Origin of the sequence: Anaerostipes sp. PC18 (assembly GCF_039789045.1) — a bacterium.
Taxonomy (GTDB): domain Bacteria; phylum Bacillota; class Clostridia; order Lachnospirales; family Lachnospiraceae; genus Anaerostipes; species Anaerostipes hominis.
Genome location: NZ_CP121164.1, coordinates 2,798,500 through 2,812,399, shown reverse-complemented (window position 1 = coordinate 2,812,399; position 13,900 = coordinate 2,798,500). Strand labels below are relative to the sequence as shown.

At 38.0% G+C, this 13,900-nt stretch carries 18 protein-coding genes; all 18 read left to right on the top strand.

Annotated features, from left to right (window positions below):
- Position 1 precedes the first annotated feature (1 nt).
- Entirely contained in the window at positions 2-1,420 is a 1,419-nt protein-coding gene (locus P8F77_RS15070) for a phage tail sheath subtilisin-like domain-containing protein (RefSeq protein WP_051405176.1), read from the top strand.
- Positions 1,421-1,432: 12 nt separating this feature from the next.
- Positions 1,433-1,903 (top strand): hypothetical protein, encoded by a 471-nt coding sequence (locus P8F77_RS15065; protein ID WP_024726513.1) that lies wholly within the window; start codon positions 1,433-1,435, stop codon positions 1,901-1,903.
- Between the two features lie 21 nt (positions 1,904-1,924).
- A complete protein-coding gene (locus tag P8F77_RS15060) occupies positions 1,925-2,422 on the top strand; it encodes a hypothetical protein (RefSeq protein ID WP_347256164.1) in 498 nt (165 codons plus the stop codon).
- Between the two features lie 206 nt (positions 2,423-2,628).
- Positions 2,629-3,093, top strand: a complete 465-nt coding sequence (locus P8F77_RS15055) for a hypothetical protein (RefSeq protein ID WP_024726515.1) — start codon at positions 2,629-2,631, stop codon at positions 3,091-3,093.
- Positions 3,094-3,151: 58 nt separating this feature from the next.
- Positions 3,152-4,375 (top strand): hypothetical protein, encoded by a 1,224-nt coding sequence (locus P8F77_RS15050; protein WP_347256163.1) that lies wholly within the window; start codon positions 3,152-3,154, stop codon positions 4,373-4,375.
- 67 nt (positions 4,376-4,442) lie between these two features.
- Complete coding sequence (locus P8F77_RS15045; protein ID WP_024726516.1) at positions 4,443-4,910, top strand: hypothetical protein; 468 nt, start codon at positions 4,443-4,445, stop codon at positions 4,908-4,910.
- Positions 4,911-4,954: 44 nt separating this feature from the next.
- A complete protein-coding gene (locus tag P8F77_RS15040) occupies positions 4,955-6,322 on the top strand; it encodes a hypothetical protein (protein ID WP_287517179.1) in 1,368 nt (455 codons plus the stop codon).
- Positions 6,323-6,390: 68 nt separating this feature from the next.
- Positions 6,391-6,621: a hypothetical protein gene (locus P8F77_RS15035; protein WP_287517180.1), complete on the top strand. Its 231-nt coding sequence runs from the start codon at positions 6,391-6,393 to the stop codon at positions 6,619-6,621.
- Positions 6,618-6,857, top strand: coding sequence for a hypothetical protein (locus tag P8F77_RS15030; protein ID WP_287517181.1), 240 nt, complete (start codon positions 6,618-6,620; stop codon positions 6,855-6,857). The genes P8F77_RS15035 and P8F77_RS15030 overlap by 4 nt, the downstream gene beginning before the upstream one ends.
- A 74-nt stretch (positions 6,858-6,931) precedes the next feature.
- A complete protein-coding gene (locus P8F77_RS15025) occupies positions 6,932-7,426 on the top strand; it encodes a hypothetical protein (RefSeq protein WP_287517182.1) in 495 nt (164 codons plus the stop codon).
- Positions 7,427-7,490: 64 nt separating this feature from the next.
- The gene (locus P8F77_RS15020) at positions 7,491-7,985 is read left to right on the top strand and encodes a hypothetical protein (RefSeq protein WP_287517183.1); all 495 of its coding nucleotides are present in this window, start codon (positions 7,491-7,493) and stop codon (positions 7,983-7,985) included.
- Between the two features lie 60 nt (positions 7,986-8,045).
- On the top strand, positions 8,046-8,525 hold the full coding sequence (locus P8F77_RS15015) for a hypothetical protein (RefSeq protein ID WP_287517184.1): 480 nt from the start codon (positions 8,046-8,048) through the stop codon (positions 8,523-8,525).
- 42 nt (positions 8,526-8,567) lie between these two features.
- On the top strand, positions 8,568-9,959 hold the full coding sequence (locus tag P8F77_RS15010; RefSeq protein WP_287517185.1) for a hypothetical protein: 1,392 nt from the start codon (positions 8,568-8,570) through the stop codon (positions 9,957-9,959).
- 21 nt (positions 9,960-9,980) lie between these two features.
- The gene (locus P8F77_RS15005) at positions 9,981-10,928 is read left to right on the top strand and encodes a peptidoglycan-binding protein (RefSeq protein ID WP_024726521.1); all 948 of its coding nucleotides are present in this window, start codon (positions 9,981-9,983) and stop codon (positions 10,926-10,928) included.
- A 12-nt stretch (positions 10,929-10,940) separates the two neighbouring features.
- On the top strand, positions 10,941-11,948 hold the full coding sequence (locus P8F77_RS15000; RefSeq protein ID WP_287517186.1) for a hypothetical protein: 1,008 nt from the start codon (positions 10,941-10,943) through the stop codon (positions 11,946-11,948).
- Positions 11,949-12,221, top strand: coding sequence for a hypothetical protein (locus P8F77_RS14995; RefSeq protein WP_024726523.1), 273 nt, complete (start codon positions 11,949-11,951; stop codon positions 12,219-12,221).
- Between the two features lie 14 nt (positions 12,222-12,235).
- Complete coding sequence (locus P8F77_RS14990) at positions 12,236-12,706, top strand: DUF2634 domain-containing protein (RefSeq protein ID WP_024726524.1); 471 nt, start codon at positions 12,236-12,238, stop codon at positions 12,704-12,706.
- Positions 12,707-12,721: 15 nt separating this feature from the next.
- On the top strand, positions 12,722-13,897 hold the full coding sequence (locus P8F77_RS14985) for a baseplate J/gp47 family protein (RefSeq protein ID WP_024726525.1): 1,176 nt from the start codon (positions 12,722-12,724) through the stop codon (positions 13,895-13,897).
- The last annotated feature ends 3 nt before the right edge of the window (positions 13,898-13,900 follow it).

The window sequence follows — 13,900 nt, the reverse complement described above, 5'->3', positions numbered from 1 at the left end:
CATGATGACAGGAACTTATGATCCAGGAGAAACAAAAATCAGACCAGGGGTTTATCGAAGATACACAACCCCGGAAAAGAAAACCGTGGCGGAAGCAATCAATGGAGTATTCGCGATTCCTATCCAGGCAGACTTTGGTCCGGTGGGAACCGTACAGGTACATACGAAGGCAGAAACTGTGGAAGATATGTATGGTTCAGGCGGAACAGTAAAAGGTGTTCTTAATTTATTTGATAATGGGGCATCTAAGGTCTATGTATATAGACTTGGTTCAGAGGGAACAAAAGGAATTTTGGAATTAATGGATGATCAGGGAGAAAAAGCGGTAACACTTGAAACAAAATATCCGACAAAACTCGTGTTCTCATTAACTCTGAAGCAGCCTCTTTCCAGTTCTTCTAAAAAGGAAGTGACGATATACCAGGGAAGTTCCTTAAAAGAGAAGTTTACCTACGAGACTGGAAGTGAAGAAAATGAAGTAGATGCATTTATCAGAGAGATTAACCAGAAATCTTTTGTATTTACAGCAGTTAAGGCAGATGGAGAGAAGAACAGCCTGGCTCAAGTATCACAGAAAGAAAGTACTGCGGGTACAAATCCAACGGTTGTTACAGGAAATTATGAAGAAGCATTTGAAGCATTTGAGGCATATACATGGAATGCATTAGTTGCGGATACAACTGACACAGCAGTACATGCACTGCTGAAAGCCTATATGCAGAGAATGAAGAGTAACGGGTGCGCAGGGATTTGTGTAGTAGGAGAGAGTGCGGAAGTTGACTTTGCTGAGAGAATGTCTCATGCGAAAGAATTTAATTCAGAAGCTTTTGTTTATGTTGGTTCCGGATTTGTAAATAAAAATGGAGAAAAAATTGACGGATATGAAGCAATTACTGTGATTGCAGGAATTATCGGAAGCTGTCCGGCGAATCAGTCCATTGTACATTCAGTTATAGCAGATGCCGTGGAACCCCTGGAGATTCTCTCAAAAGAAAAATATATTCAGGCAATTGAAAACGGAATGCTGATGCTCTCTCAGGGACCGGAAGGAGAAGTCTGGTTTGACAGCGGAATCAATACTTTGAATGTGTTAGAAGAAAATCAGGATGCAGGGTGGAAAAAAATCAGAAGGACAAAGACAAGATTTGAATTGTTCGATCGTCTTCACAGGACTATTTCACCGGTTATTGGGAAAATCAATTGTGACAGTGACGGAATTGCAAATGTGATCAAACTGGCAAAGGATGTGCTGGATGCGATGACAAGAGAGGGAAAACTTATGGACGGAGCAGATATCTATGAGGACCCTCAGGAGCCGCACGGACCGGAAGATGTACATTTTATTGTTGCTGCCACTGATCTGGACAGCCTGGAAAAAGTATATTTAAATTACCAGTTTAATTTTTCAGCAGAAGCGTAAGGAGGAAAAGAAATGTCAAATACAAATTATAGAAACATTATGACAGGGAAAGACGGAAGATTGTTTGTCAACTTTGAAGGAGTGTCAACACTGCTTGCGGAAGTAAAAGAGTTTGAGATCAAAGCGAGCTTTGGGAATGTAGAGTATAAACCACTCGGAACTGCTCAGCAGTATGCTATCCCGGATAAAGTAAAGTTTACACTCTCATTTTCAGAGGCTGTTGTGCGGGATGATCTGGTTATGGAACCTTTGCTTAAGAGTGTCAAAAAGGGTGTGATTCCATCCTATGATTTTCAGAGTGTCGCACTGCGTTCAGCAGATGGGAAAGAACAGCGTCTTTTATTAAATGGATGTGTACCGGATGGAGATTTTGACCTGATGACTCTGAAATCAGGAGAAATCATTACAAGACACCAGAGTTTTGTAATTAACCAGACACCGGAATTCTTGAAATCATTGCCGGAAGGGGCAAGCTTGAACTAAGAAAAAGAGAGGAGAAAAGATATGTCAGATAAAATGAATGGAATGCAGGTAACCGCAGAGAACGAAGTTGATTTAATCCAGGGACTGCTTCATGCAGCAGATTATAAAAACGATGAGGAAATGCAGAAGACTGTTGAGATTAAACGGAATGGCAAAGTTTATTTTTACTTTAAAATCCGTCCACTAGGAGAAGAAGAACTTTTAGACGCAAGGAAAAAAGCAGCCGTTATGATGCCAAACCCAGCAAATCCAAAACTTCCTCCTGTAGAAAAGGAGATCCGGCTCGATGAATTTTCTGCATGGAAAATCTATTTTGCAACGGTAGATCCTGAGAAAGTATGGGATGCACCGGAAGTGATCCAGGGGCTTAAGGCTAAGGGATTCTCAGTACTCAGAGGCATCGATGTCATTAATACTGTGCTGAGAGCAGGAGAAAAGGACAAGATTGATGCAGATATTGATAAACTCAGCGGATTTTATGATACAGAAATGACCGAAGAGGAATACGCAAAAAACTGATCAAAGCCAGTCCATTAGCTGAAAAACTTCATTATATCTGGCAGAATCAGGGGAAAATGCCTTCAGAGATCCTTCAGCTCCCGAAGGGGGAGAAGGCATTTATCCTGGCCTCCACCCAGATTGTACTGGAAGAGCTTATGGAGTGGCAAAAAGAAGAAAAATAGGATATAATTATTCCAAAGAACAAGTTGTTCGGAGGACATGATATGCAGAAGTTTGGAAATGATGGGACCGAGTTTTGGTGGAATGATGAGGTTCAAAATCTTGGATTAAAAATTGGTGTTTTTTTTTGTATCATTTTTTTTATTATCCCATTAAAAATGGAAAAACCAGGCTCGCTTTTATTCATATTATCAGGTTGTATTTTAGTTTTTTTGGTTGTTGCTTTAATACACATTAGTATGTTAGAAAGAAAAAAAGTTCCTGCCCTTTATATGAATGAGGAAGGAATCGTCGTATGGGGAGATTTTTGTTCATGGAATCATGTTAAGTCTGTTGAGATAAAATCTTTGTATCGAGGAGCAGCGGGTCCGCGTGATTGGATTTATATTTATTTTCAGCTTCCAGAAGACGAAAAAGAACGGTGTTTTGCCATAACTCCTGAAAAAGAAGAAATCATGGAAATAAAAATATATATAGAAGCATTTTGGGAATATTACAAAACAAATTAAATATTAAATAAAAAATGAAGCAATCCTGCTTCTTTTTTATTTGAAAGGGGGGATATATATGAGTGATAAATCTTATGAAGATTATTTGGAGGAACAGGTCAAAAAAACGGCTAAAAAATTATCGAAAAATCAGCGGGAATATTATCAAGTGTATCAAAGGCTGGAAAAAAAGAAAGAAATGATTTTGAACATGCAGACAACTGAATCGGCGGTGAAGCCTTCTTCTGATGATATCATAGGGGTTGGAACTAATGTAACTGCCACTATCCTGGATAATAAATATCAAGCCATTATTCAGAGGGAATTGCCTGAAATAACTCCTGCCAGAACTTTCATGCCGGCTACCATACTTGTTTCTGGATATAACGTTGCAAAAGAAGCAAATAAAAAGGAAGGAGACCCTTTTAAACAGACAACAATCGAAGCAGCATCTGTGGGAACAACGTCAGCAGTAACTGGGATAATAGAGGCTGCTGCGGGAGCTAAATATGGAGCATGGGCCGGACCAGTGGGAATTCTGGCTGGTGCAATTGGAGGATATGTAGTATCAAAATATGGAGATACCTGGTATGAAGGTGCCAGAAAATATGGAGAGGAAGTTCATAAAAAGAAATTCCATCCTTTTATTGATCAGATTAAGGATAAAGAAGGCGACATACATTATACAACTGCAAATAAGGAGAAAGCCATAAAATATTTTGGTACAAATAAAAAGGCTGTCAAATATGGTGCTGCAATATCAGTAAAAGACAGACAAAATGAATTGAGCGAATTTCAGAAAAAGAGAGCTGCAAATAACAGCGTTTCCAAAAGGTCAGCACCCAAAAAGAAAGATAGTTTCTTCAGCAGATTAAAGAAGCAGCTATGGAGTCTCTTTAAACATAATGCCAATGGAAGTTTTGTGGACAACCCAATGCTCAGCTGGGTTGGAGAAGAAGGTCCTGAAGTGATCATACCTTTAAGTGGGCATAAACGAGACCGGGGTCTTGACTTGTGGCAGCAGGCGGGACAAGCACTTGGAGTTACTGGTTATGCTAATGGCGGAATGATAGGAGGAACACCAGGGAAACAGTCCCCGCCGAGTATGGGACAGACGAAGGAAGGAATTCGTGTGTCTGTAGGAAATATTAATATTTCGTTAAAGAGCAGCGGCGGCAGAGGAAAGAGTACCAATATGCTTTCTGCACTAAAGGAGCAAAAAGAGGAAGTTTCTGATGAACTGTGTAATATTCTTGCGGATGCGCTGGAAAGTGCTTATCAGAATATTCCGGCAGTGTCCTAAAGACAATTAAAATAAAGGGGAAATAGGGTATAATTATTTTAATAAGTGATGATTGGGAGGAAATCTTATGCAGAAATTTGGAGATAACGGAAATGAGTTTTGGTGGAATGATGATGAAGGAGATTTCATTTATATAGGAATTTGTATACTTGCGTTTGCAGGGCTGATATGCTTAATGATTCATGTGCACCTTGATCTGTTTGGTTTGTTTTTGACTTTTTGTTGTTCATTGTTTTTTGGAATATGTGCAGTAAAACTAATTTATCTCCGAATAAAGAAGATTCCTATGCTCTATATGAATGAAAAGGGGATTGAATTAAGAGGACACTTTATATCATGGGATTGGATAACAGAAGTTACGAAAAAGAGAGTGCCAAAACACTATGAGATTAAAGAAAAATATCAAATTGCAATATATTACTATGCGCCAGGAAAGAAACGCAAAAAAAGTTCTGGAATTCTGCCGCCTCAGGAAGAAATTCAGGAATTAAAAGAATATATAGAAGCATATTGGAACTATTATAAAAACCAGTAAAAAAGAGCTGATTGCTCTTTTTTTTATGGAGGAAGGAGATATTGATGACAAAAGAAGAATATGAAGATTATTTGACATATTTAGAAACGTTAAATAAACAAATTGAAAAAACGGCGCAAAAAATTTCAAGTCCAGGATTAAGCTATAATCGATCATATAATTACCTAAAGCAGCAAGAACAGAAAATACTTGGTTTTTCCAATCAAGATGTTAACTATAAATTAAAAGGAGTACCAGATTATATATATGGCGGAGGAGGTGAAGTTACAAAAGCTCTGGCAGATGAATATATCAATAAAGAAATAGCAAATGAAATTACAGGACTTGCAGGAGAAGAAATAAAGAGTATGGGATTGTATTCCAAAATAAATAGTGTAAATGGTAAAATAATAAATGCTAATAATTTAGGGAAAGCAGGGAAGCTTGCAAAAAAAGGGTATGGGAACTTTCTTAATATCGGATATTTAACAGCTGCACATAATGTGGTTAGTGAGGCACAGAAAGGAGGAGATGTAGGTAAACAGCTGATTATTGAAACAGGTTCAACGGCGGCTTCAAGCGGAACGGCAACTGTTGTATCTGGTGTACTTGCTAAGTACAGCGTACTTGCAGGGCCAGCAGGGCTTGTTGCAGGGGCAATAGCAGGATACCTGGTCTCAGAATATGGGGATGATGCATATGCCGCTGCGGAAAAACATGGAAACAAAGTTTGGGAACAGACGTATACTCCACTGGTAAAGAAATATAGCAATAAGAAAGGGGAATTGCAGTATAAACCTTCATATAGCCGTGAAATTTTAAAAAGTTATAATAAAAGTAAGGCTCCCACATATGGTTTTGCAGTATCTGATAAGTATAAGCAGCAGCAAATGGACAGCTATAATGCAATGATGAGACAGAGTAAAAAAAACAAAGTGCTACAAAGACAAAATGCAGCAAAAAAATCGACACCTAAAAAGAAAGAAAACTTTTTCAGCAGGTTAAAGAGGCAGCTATGGGGGCTCTTTAAACACAATGCTAATGGAAGTTTTGTGGATAATCCAATGCTCAGCTGGGTCGGTGAAGAAGGTCCGGAAGTCATCATACCTTTAAGTGGGCATAAACGAGACCGGGGTCTTGACCTGTGGCAGCAGGCGGGACAGGCACTTGGAGTTACCGGGTACGCGAATGGCGGAACGGTAGGCGGAGTACCGGGAAGACAGTCCGCACAGGGTATGGGGCAGGCGAAAGGAGGAATCCGTGTGTCTGTCGGAAATATCAATATTTCATTAAAGAGCAGCGGCGGCGGAGGAAAGAGTACCAATATGCTTTCTGCACTAAAGGAGCAAAGAGAGGAAGTTTCTGATGAACTATGTAATATTCTTGCGGATGCGCTGGAAAGTGCTTATCAGAATATTCCGGCAGTGTCCTAAACACTATTAAAATAAAGGGAAAAATAAGGTATAATTATTTTAATAGGTGATGATTGGGAGGAAACGTTATGCAGAAATTTGGGGAAAATGGGAATGAATTTTGGTGGAATGATGATGATCAAGATGCCAAATCTATTGCAGCTGGATTTTTACTTATTGTTGGATGTATTCTATATTTGAAAATAGGGACTTCATCCTATATTATGACTATTGTTATCTTGCTTTTACTTTTGTTGTTTACGGGTACTTTAGGATGCACTATGTATCGTCGAAAAAAAAGATACCTGAACTTTATATGAATGAACAAGGAGTGAATATAAGGGGAAGTTTTATCTCATGGAACTGGATTATAGAAATGGAAATAAAAACTGTTTCATATGGACCAACGGTTAAAGATTCAGAAATGATATTTATTTATTATCATAAACCTGAAGAAACAGGGGAGCATACCATAAGTATAATGCCGGATGAAGATGAGATAGAAGAAATAAGAAGATATATAGAGGCATTTTGGCAGTACTATAAGACCGAGTGAATATAATGCATTATAAGATGTACTTTGAGATTCTGGCTTTTAATAAATATAAGAGCAGCACGGGAGAAAATAATATGCAGAAATTTGGTGACGATGGAAATGAATTTTGGTGGAATAATGATGATCAAGACACTATGCTAATTATACTCAGTGTCCTATTCGCCACAGGGTGTATCTTTTTCTTAAAATACATAAAAGTTCCAATAGGAGTTTGGATTTTAGTAGCAAGTTTTACAGTGTTTTGTATAATATTACCCATACGATTGGTTTTTCTTCGTAAAAAAGGGATCGTCATGCTTTATATGAATGAACAAGGTTTGAAGGTTAATGGATATTTTATTGCTTGGAATCATGTCGTAAAAATTGAGATAAAAAAAGTACCAGGTGGAAGAGGTTCAAGACCTAAAGATGAAATTTTTATTTTTCATTCAGAACCGGGAAAAAAAAGAAAGTTTACAGCCTGTTTAAGCCCGGAAGAAAGTGAAGTTGTAGAAATAAAAGTATATATAGAGGCATTTTGGAACTATTATAAAACAAGTAGTTCAGAAACCGGAGAAATTACTGTTTGACATACAGAACTCATGAGAATAAAGAATAGGTTGTTTGGCGAAATAAAAGGGTGGAGGAAAAGACATGCAGAAGTTCGGGGAAAACGGAAATGAATTTTGGTGGAATAATGATGATCAAGATACCATGTTAATTATACTCAGTGTCTTATTTGCCACAGGATGTATCTTTTTTTTAAAATACATAAAAGTACCAACGGAGGTTTGGATTTTAGTAGCAAGTTTTACGGTGTTTTGTATAATATTACCTGTACGACTAATCTATCTTCGTAAAAAGAAAATTCCTAATCTTTATATGGATGAACAAGGTTTAAAGATTAATGGGAGGTTTATTTCATGGAATTGGGTTATAAATATTGAAATAAAAGAAGTACCGGCTTCAAAACCTCAAATGTCAAACTTTGAAGATAGAATTTTTATTGTCTATCATAAACCAGGGAAAAATAGAAAAATTAAAGCTTCTTTACTTCCGGAGAAAAGTGAAGTTGTAGAAATAAAGGAATATATAGAGGCGTTTTGGAACGATTATAAAACAAGTAGTTCAGGAACTGTAGGAAATTAATATTTGACGTACAGAACTCATAGGCGTAAAAGCTTGGTTATTGTTTGGTAGGATAAAAGGATGGAAAAGGTTATGCAGAAATTTGGGGAAAATGGGAATGAATTTTGGTGGAATAATGATGAACAGGATACAGTGGGAATCATAATAGGTGTTATGGTTATAATAGTAGGTATTTTCTTTTTTCGGTATATTAAAGCACCGCTGATTGATTTAGTCTATGTAGCTTGTTTAATGGTTTTATTTGGAGTAGCTATAGGACGGACTGTATATCTTCGCAGACGAAAAATTCCTAATTTATATATGAATGAACAAGGTTTAAAAATCAATGGTTCTTTTATTGAGTGGAATTTGGTTATAAACGTTGAAATAAAAAAAGTGCCAGTTGGAAGAGGTTCAAGACCTGAAGATAGAATTTTTATTTATCATCGTAAACCGGGGAAAAAGAGGAAATCTACAGCCTGTTTAATGCCAGAGGAAAGTGAAGTTGTAGAAATAAAGGAATATATAGAGGCATTTTGGAACTATTATAAAACGATTTAAAAAGAAGCGTAAGGGCTTCTTTTTTTGTGGAGAGGAGGACATATGACAGAAGAAGAATACAAAGAATACCTGGAGTATTTAGAAAAACTGGATCAGGAAATAAAAAAAACTTCCAGGAAAATTTCTAATAACGGACCGGGCTATAATCGCTCTTTTCATTATCTAAATCAGAAAGAACAGCAAATTTTAAGTATCATAAATCAAAATGTAGATTATAAAGTAAAAGGTGTATCAGATAAAGTATATGGTGGTGCAGGGAGCATAGCGACTGGTCTGTCAGATGAATATATTAATAAAATAATGGCGAGAGAAATCACAGATATGGCCGGAAGTGAAATTCAGAATACAGGGTTGTACTCAAGATTAATTCGTACAGATGGAAAAATAATCAATGCAGCGAACATAGGTAAAGCAGGGCGCTTTGCAGAAAAAGGATATGGAGAGTTTTTGAATCTTGGAAATTTGATGGCTGTTCATAATGTGGCAGAAGAAGCACAGAAGTATAAACGTTATAAAGAAGGGAAAGGAACGGAAATAGGTGATCCAGGGAAACAAGTAATTCTTGAAGGCGTATCATGGGGAACAACTAAGATTGCACAAGGTGGCACAAAGCTGTTATTTAGCAAACTGGGTGCAGAGTATGGTGCATTTGCAGGTCCGGCAGGAATTGTTGCGGGAGCACTAGCAGGGTACCTGGTCTCAGAATATGGGGATGATGCATATGCTGCTGCGGAAAAACATGGAAACAAAGTTTGGGAACAGACGTATGATCCACTGGTAAAGAAATACAGCAATAAGAAAGGGGAACTGCAGTATAAACCTTCGTACAGCCGTGAAATTTTAAAAAGTTTTAATAAAAGTAAAGCTCCCACATACGGTTTTGCGGCATCAGATAAATACAAACAGCAGCAAATGGACAGTTATGATGCTATGAAGAGAGATAGCAAAAAAAATGCAGCAAAAAAATCGACACCTAAAAAGAAAGAAAACTTTTTCAGCAGATTAAAGAGGCAGCTATGGGGTCTCTTCAAACATAATGCCAATGGAAGTTTTGTGGATAATCCAATGCTCAGCTGGGTCGGAGAAGAAGGTCCGGAAGTGATTATACCTTTAAGCGGACATAAACGAGATCGGGGCCTTGACCTGTGGCAGCAGGCGGGACAGGCACTTGGAGTCACCGGGTACGCGAATGGCGGAATGGCAGGCGGAGCACCGGGAAGACAGTCCGCACAGGGTATGGGGCAGACGAAAGGAGGAATCCGTGTGTCTGTCGGAAATATTAATATCTCATTAAAGAGCAGCGGCGGAGGAGGAAAGAGTACCAAGCTGCTTTCTGCACTAAAGGAGCAAAGAGAGGAAGTTTCTGATGAATTGTGCAATATTCTTGCGGATGCGCTGGAAAGTGCTTATCAGAATATTCCGGCAGTATCATAAGAACAGAAAGGAAACGAAAAAATGGATATTGAATTAAAAGATAAGGCGAACAAAAAAATAAAAATCCCTATGCTTCCGGAAGAAATTGAGTATTCCAGTTCAGCAAGATTCCAGGAATATAAAATATTGGATCTGGGAGAGGTAAAACTGCCAAAGGGAAGAAATCTGTGTACCTATAAATGGACAGCATTATTTCCCGGCAGTTCAAGAGAAAAAATGTCATTTATTCATGGAACATTGAAAACACCATCCTATTATATCAATATAATGGAGTACTGGAGGAAACAGCATAAAAAACTCAAGCTTATTATCAGTGGGACATCGGTGAATGAACAGGTATATATTGACAGCTTCAGTTATGTACTCACGTCGTTGGGAGATTATAAATATACCATTTCTCTTGTGGAGGCGGTTGACCTGAAGGTAAAGGCTAAGAAAAGATCTTCAAAAAAGGGAACCAAGAAGTATAAGGTAAAGCGAAACAGAGAAACTCTCCATGGAGTCGCAAAGAAGTTTTATAAAGATGGGACCAAATATAAAGTTATTTATAAAGCTAATAAAAAATTAATTGATACCAGAGTGAAGAGAGAAAGGAAAAAGAAAAAATCAATCAGTAAATATACGATTTTTAAAGGGCAGGTGCTGACGATACCATCAACAGCAACTGCCTTTTCTGCAAAAAAAGCCTCCGTGCTTAAATTGCAGAAAGCTATTAATAAAGATAAGTATGCAAAACTGACGGCGAATGGGGTGCTGGACAGCAAGACAAAAAATGCAATGAAGAAAATTTTTATTAAGAGAGGATCCAGGGGTGCAGTTGTCTTCTTTGTACAGGAAAAGGTAAAGGTATACCAGGATGGTATCTGTGGAGCTAAGACAGTTGCTGCTATCCGGAAATACCAGAGAAAACATGGTTTATCAGTGGATGGTATCGCAGGGTATGATACATTGAGAAGAATGTTGAGTTAGGAGGGGAGAAGAATGAGCCAGACCTATAAAGAACCCAAATATTCCTGCATTATAAAGACAAAGAAAACAAAATATGATGTGTCAGGGTTGATGATGAATCTGGTCATCTCTCAAAATAAAGATGACCTGGCTAAGGGTGTATCATTGACAATTCCAAATCTCAAAGATACATACAAGCATTTATATAACAACATTAATGTCAGAGATTCGTTAGTTTTGTACTGTGATACAGGAAGCGGAAGGAAAGAGATCTTTCGCGGGATTATTTGGGAAAAAAATTATAACAGTGATGTAGAAAAAGATCTTACATTGACTGCATATGACAGACTGATTTATCTTCAAAACACAAAAGATAATTTCTTTTTTGCAAAAGGGAGAACGACTGAGAGTATTGTCAAAAGCATATGTAAAAAATGGAATGTGAAACTTGATTATGATTATGAGGGGACGAAACATAAAAGAAAGGTTTACAGAGGAGAAAAAGTTTCCGATGTCCTGACTAAAATATTAAAAGAGGCAAAAAAGAAGACAGGAACAAAATACATTGTGTTTTGTAAAAAAGGCATTGTTTATATAAGAGAGAGAGGGTATAACAAAAAAATATATGAGTTGAATCATAAGGAAAATGCACTATCCCAGAATACAAAAGTGACAATGGATGGTATGGTGACAAAGGTTTCAATTTATAAGGAGCAGGAGATTACTGGTAAAAAGGATAAGGCGCCAAAAAAGCTTACTTCAATGAAAGAAAATACAGAAAAATATGGAACTTTGCAGGAGATTATCATTCGGGATCAGGATGATAAAAATTCTAAAAAAGCGAAGAAGGAAGCGAAAGAACTTCTTAAAAAACATTCTAAGCCGGAATATACAAGAACAGTGAAGGCCGTGGATAATCCGTATATAGAAAAAGGACATAAAATCAAGAGCAATGCTGGTGCGCTGAACGGATATTACTATGTCAAAGGCGTGGAGCATGACTGTGCCAATGGGACAATGACATTGGAGGTGGAAAAGTAAATGGCAAAGAAGGGGAAGTCAAGACTGGCAGCTGTTTTGCAGAGCAGAATGGGCACGGTAAATCAAGTAAATCAATCCCAGACAGCAGAAGTGGGGAAAATGCAGAAAAACGGAATTATATTAGAGGATTTTCCTGATGATGTAATAGGACCTGATGAGTATGGTTTGTGTTGTCTTGGTAAGGAACAGGAACCCCGAGAAGGGGATCAGGTTCTGATTGTCTGGGCTGATGATCTGCCAGTAATCGTAGGAGTCTTAAAACAAGAAAGTTAAAGAGAGGTGGAAATATGGAAAATGTATTCCCGGAAGATTTGGATATAGAAGAAGATGAGTTGGATCAGCTGGAAGATGAACTGACAGAAGACCGTCCCGGATACAAAAAAAGTATTTTTTTTGATGAGGAGACAGGAGATCTGAAAAGAGACGGAACTGGAAAAATTGTAGAAAGCAGTGGTATTGAGGCGTGGATTCAGTGGTGCATGAAAATATTGAAAACCCAGCGCTACTCATGTCTGACTTACAGCGATGATATCGGAATTGATATGGAGGCAGCTTTTCAGGCTGAATCCAGAGAAGAATCCGAAAATATTTTAAGAACAGAAATTAAGGAAGCGCTGGAAGCAGATCCGTACGGTAGGACTGAGGTAGTGGAATCTGTGGAATTTCAGTGGCAGGAAGAGGATTCTTTAATTGTAACATGTAATATTACCGGGATGGATTCCAGCAATATTACAATTAATACTAAAATGGAATATTAAAAAGGAGAGATTGTGATGGATGAAGAAATTTTAGAAATGATTGAAGAGACAGATGAGGATGATTTTCAGATTCCCGAGTTTTTAGAAGAAGGAAGCGAAGAAGAAATTCATAATACAATGCTGGGAGAACTGCCTAATGACATTGACGTGTCAGAAGGAGGATATATTTATGACCTCACAAGACCGACAGCAATGGAAATATCAAGAATGAAACAGTTTGAACTGATTGAGGCATTAAAGCTGATTTGGCCAAGATTTGCAGAGGGGATTTACCTGGACTACCACGCAGAGACAAGGGGATTGGAACGGAAAGAAGCTGCAAATGCGGAAGGTATCTTAACAATTACCGGAACACCGGGTACGGTGATTGAGTCCGGAAGTGTTTTTACTACAGAAGAAATCAATGGTGAAGATGCAAAGGAATATGAGACACTGGAAGAAGCTCGAATCCCTGAATTAGGGAGTGTAGAAGTACCAATACAATGTGTAGAAGCGGGGACCATCGGAAATAGTGCTGTAAACACAATCGTTTTGCAGCAGAGCACAAAAGAAGGTATCACCGGGGTAACAAATTATGTTCCGATTTCAGGCGGATATGGGGAAGAAGATGATGACAGTCTAAGAGAAAGAATTATGGAATATGATCAGTCACAAGGAATATCCTTTGTGGGAAATATAAGTGATTACAAGAGGTGGGCTGAATCTGTGGACGGCGTGGGATCTGTACATGTGATTGAAGCAAAGGACAGCAGCGGGATAGTAAAGATTGTTGTTACAGATGCATCAGGAAATCCGGCAGAACAAGATCTCTGTACACGAGTAAAGGACTATATTATGGGTACAGATGATCCTGAAAAACGTTTAGCACCTGTCAATGCCATAGTGGAGGTAAAACCTCCTCAGAAACAAAATATTACAGTTGAAGCAAATGTAGAATTAGAGGACATTACAATTGATGAGCTGCAAACAAAGTTTAAAGCATCTATTCAGGATTACCTTAAGAAAGTGGTTGAGGAAGGGAAAATAAGATATACGCAGATTGGAAATATCCTTGGGGATATTCCGGGAGTATATGATTATTCAGGATTAAAGCTGAATGGAGGAACAGCAAATGTTCAGGTTGAAGCACTCAGTATTCCTTTTCTTGAAAATGCAGATTTTCAACTAATGGATGAAACCAGCCAGGGTTAGGAG

Excerpts from the sequence above, each read along its gene's own strand:
- P8F77_RS15070 (WP_051405176.1), top strand. The coding sequence starts at position 2 with ATGATGACAGGAACTTATGATCCAGGAGAAACAAAAATCAGACCAGGG.
- P8F77_RS15065 (WP_024726513.1), top strand. The coding sequence starts at position 1,433 with ATGTCAAATACAAATTATAGAAACATTATGACAGGGAAAGACGGAAGA.
- P8F77_RS15060 (WP_347256164.1), top strand. The coding sequence starts at position 1,925 with ATGTCAGATAAAATGAATGGAATGCAGGTAACCGCAGAGAACGAAGTT.
- P8F77_RS15055 (WP_024726515.1), top strand. The coding sequence starts at position 2,629 with ATGCAGAAGTTTGGAAATGATGGGACCGAGTTTTGGTGGAATGATGAG.
- P8F77_RS15050 (WP_347256163.1), top strand. The coding sequence starts at position 3,152 with ATGAGTGATAAATCTTATGAAGATTATTTGGAGGAACAGGTCAAAAAA.
- P8F77_RS15045 (WP_024726516.1), top strand. The coding sequence starts at position 4,443 with ATGCAGAAATTTGGAGATAACGGAAATGAGTTTTGGTGGAATGATGAT.
- P8F77_RS15040 (WP_287517179.1), top strand. The coding sequence starts at position 4,955 with ATGACAAAAGAAGAATATGAAGATTATTTGACATATTTAGAAACGTTA.
- P8F77_RS15035 (WP_287517180.1), top strand. The coding sequence starts at position 6,391 with ATGCAGAAATTTGGGGAAAATGGGAATGAATTTTGGTGGAATGATGAT.
- P8F77_RS15030 (WP_287517181.1), top strand. The coding sequence starts at position 6,618 with ATGAATGAACAAGGAGTGAATATAAGGGGAAGTTTTATCTCATGGAAC.
- P8F77_RS15025 (WP_287517182.1), top strand. The coding sequence starts at position 6,932 with ATGCAGAAATTTGGTGACGATGGAAATGAATTTTGGTGGAATAATGAT.
- P8F77_RS15020 (WP_287517183.1), top strand. The coding sequence starts at position 7,491 with ATGCAGAAGTTCGGGGAAAACGGAAATGAATTTTGGTGGAATAATGAT.
- P8F77_RS15015 (WP_287517184.1), top strand. The coding sequence starts at position 8,046 with ATGGAAAAGGTTATGCAGAAATTTGGGGAAAATGGGAATGAATTTTGG.
- P8F77_RS15010 (WP_287517185.1), top strand. The coding sequence starts at position 8,568 with ATGACAGAAGAAGAATACAAAGAATACCTGGAGTATTTAGAAAAACTG.
- P8F77_RS15005 (WP_024726521.1), top strand. The coding sequence starts at position 9,981 with ATGGATATTGAATTAAAAGATAAGGCGAACAAAAAAATAAAAATCCCT.
- P8F77_RS15000 (WP_287517186.1), top strand. The coding sequence starts at position 10,941 with ATGAGCCAGACCTATAAAGAACCCAAATATTCCTGCATTATAAAGACA.
- P8F77_RS14995 (WP_024726523.1), top strand. The coding sequence starts at position 11,949 with ATGGCAAAGAAGGGGAAGTCAAGACTGGCAGCTGTTTTGCAGAGCAGA.
- P8F77_RS14990 (WP_024726524.1), top strand. The coding sequence starts at position 12,236 with ATGGAAAATGTATTCCCGGAAGATTTGGATATAGAAGAAGATGAGTTG.
- P8F77_RS14985 (WP_024726525.1), top strand. The coding sequence starts at position 12,722 with ATGGATGAAGAAATTTTAGAAATGATTGAAGAGACAGATGAGGATGAT.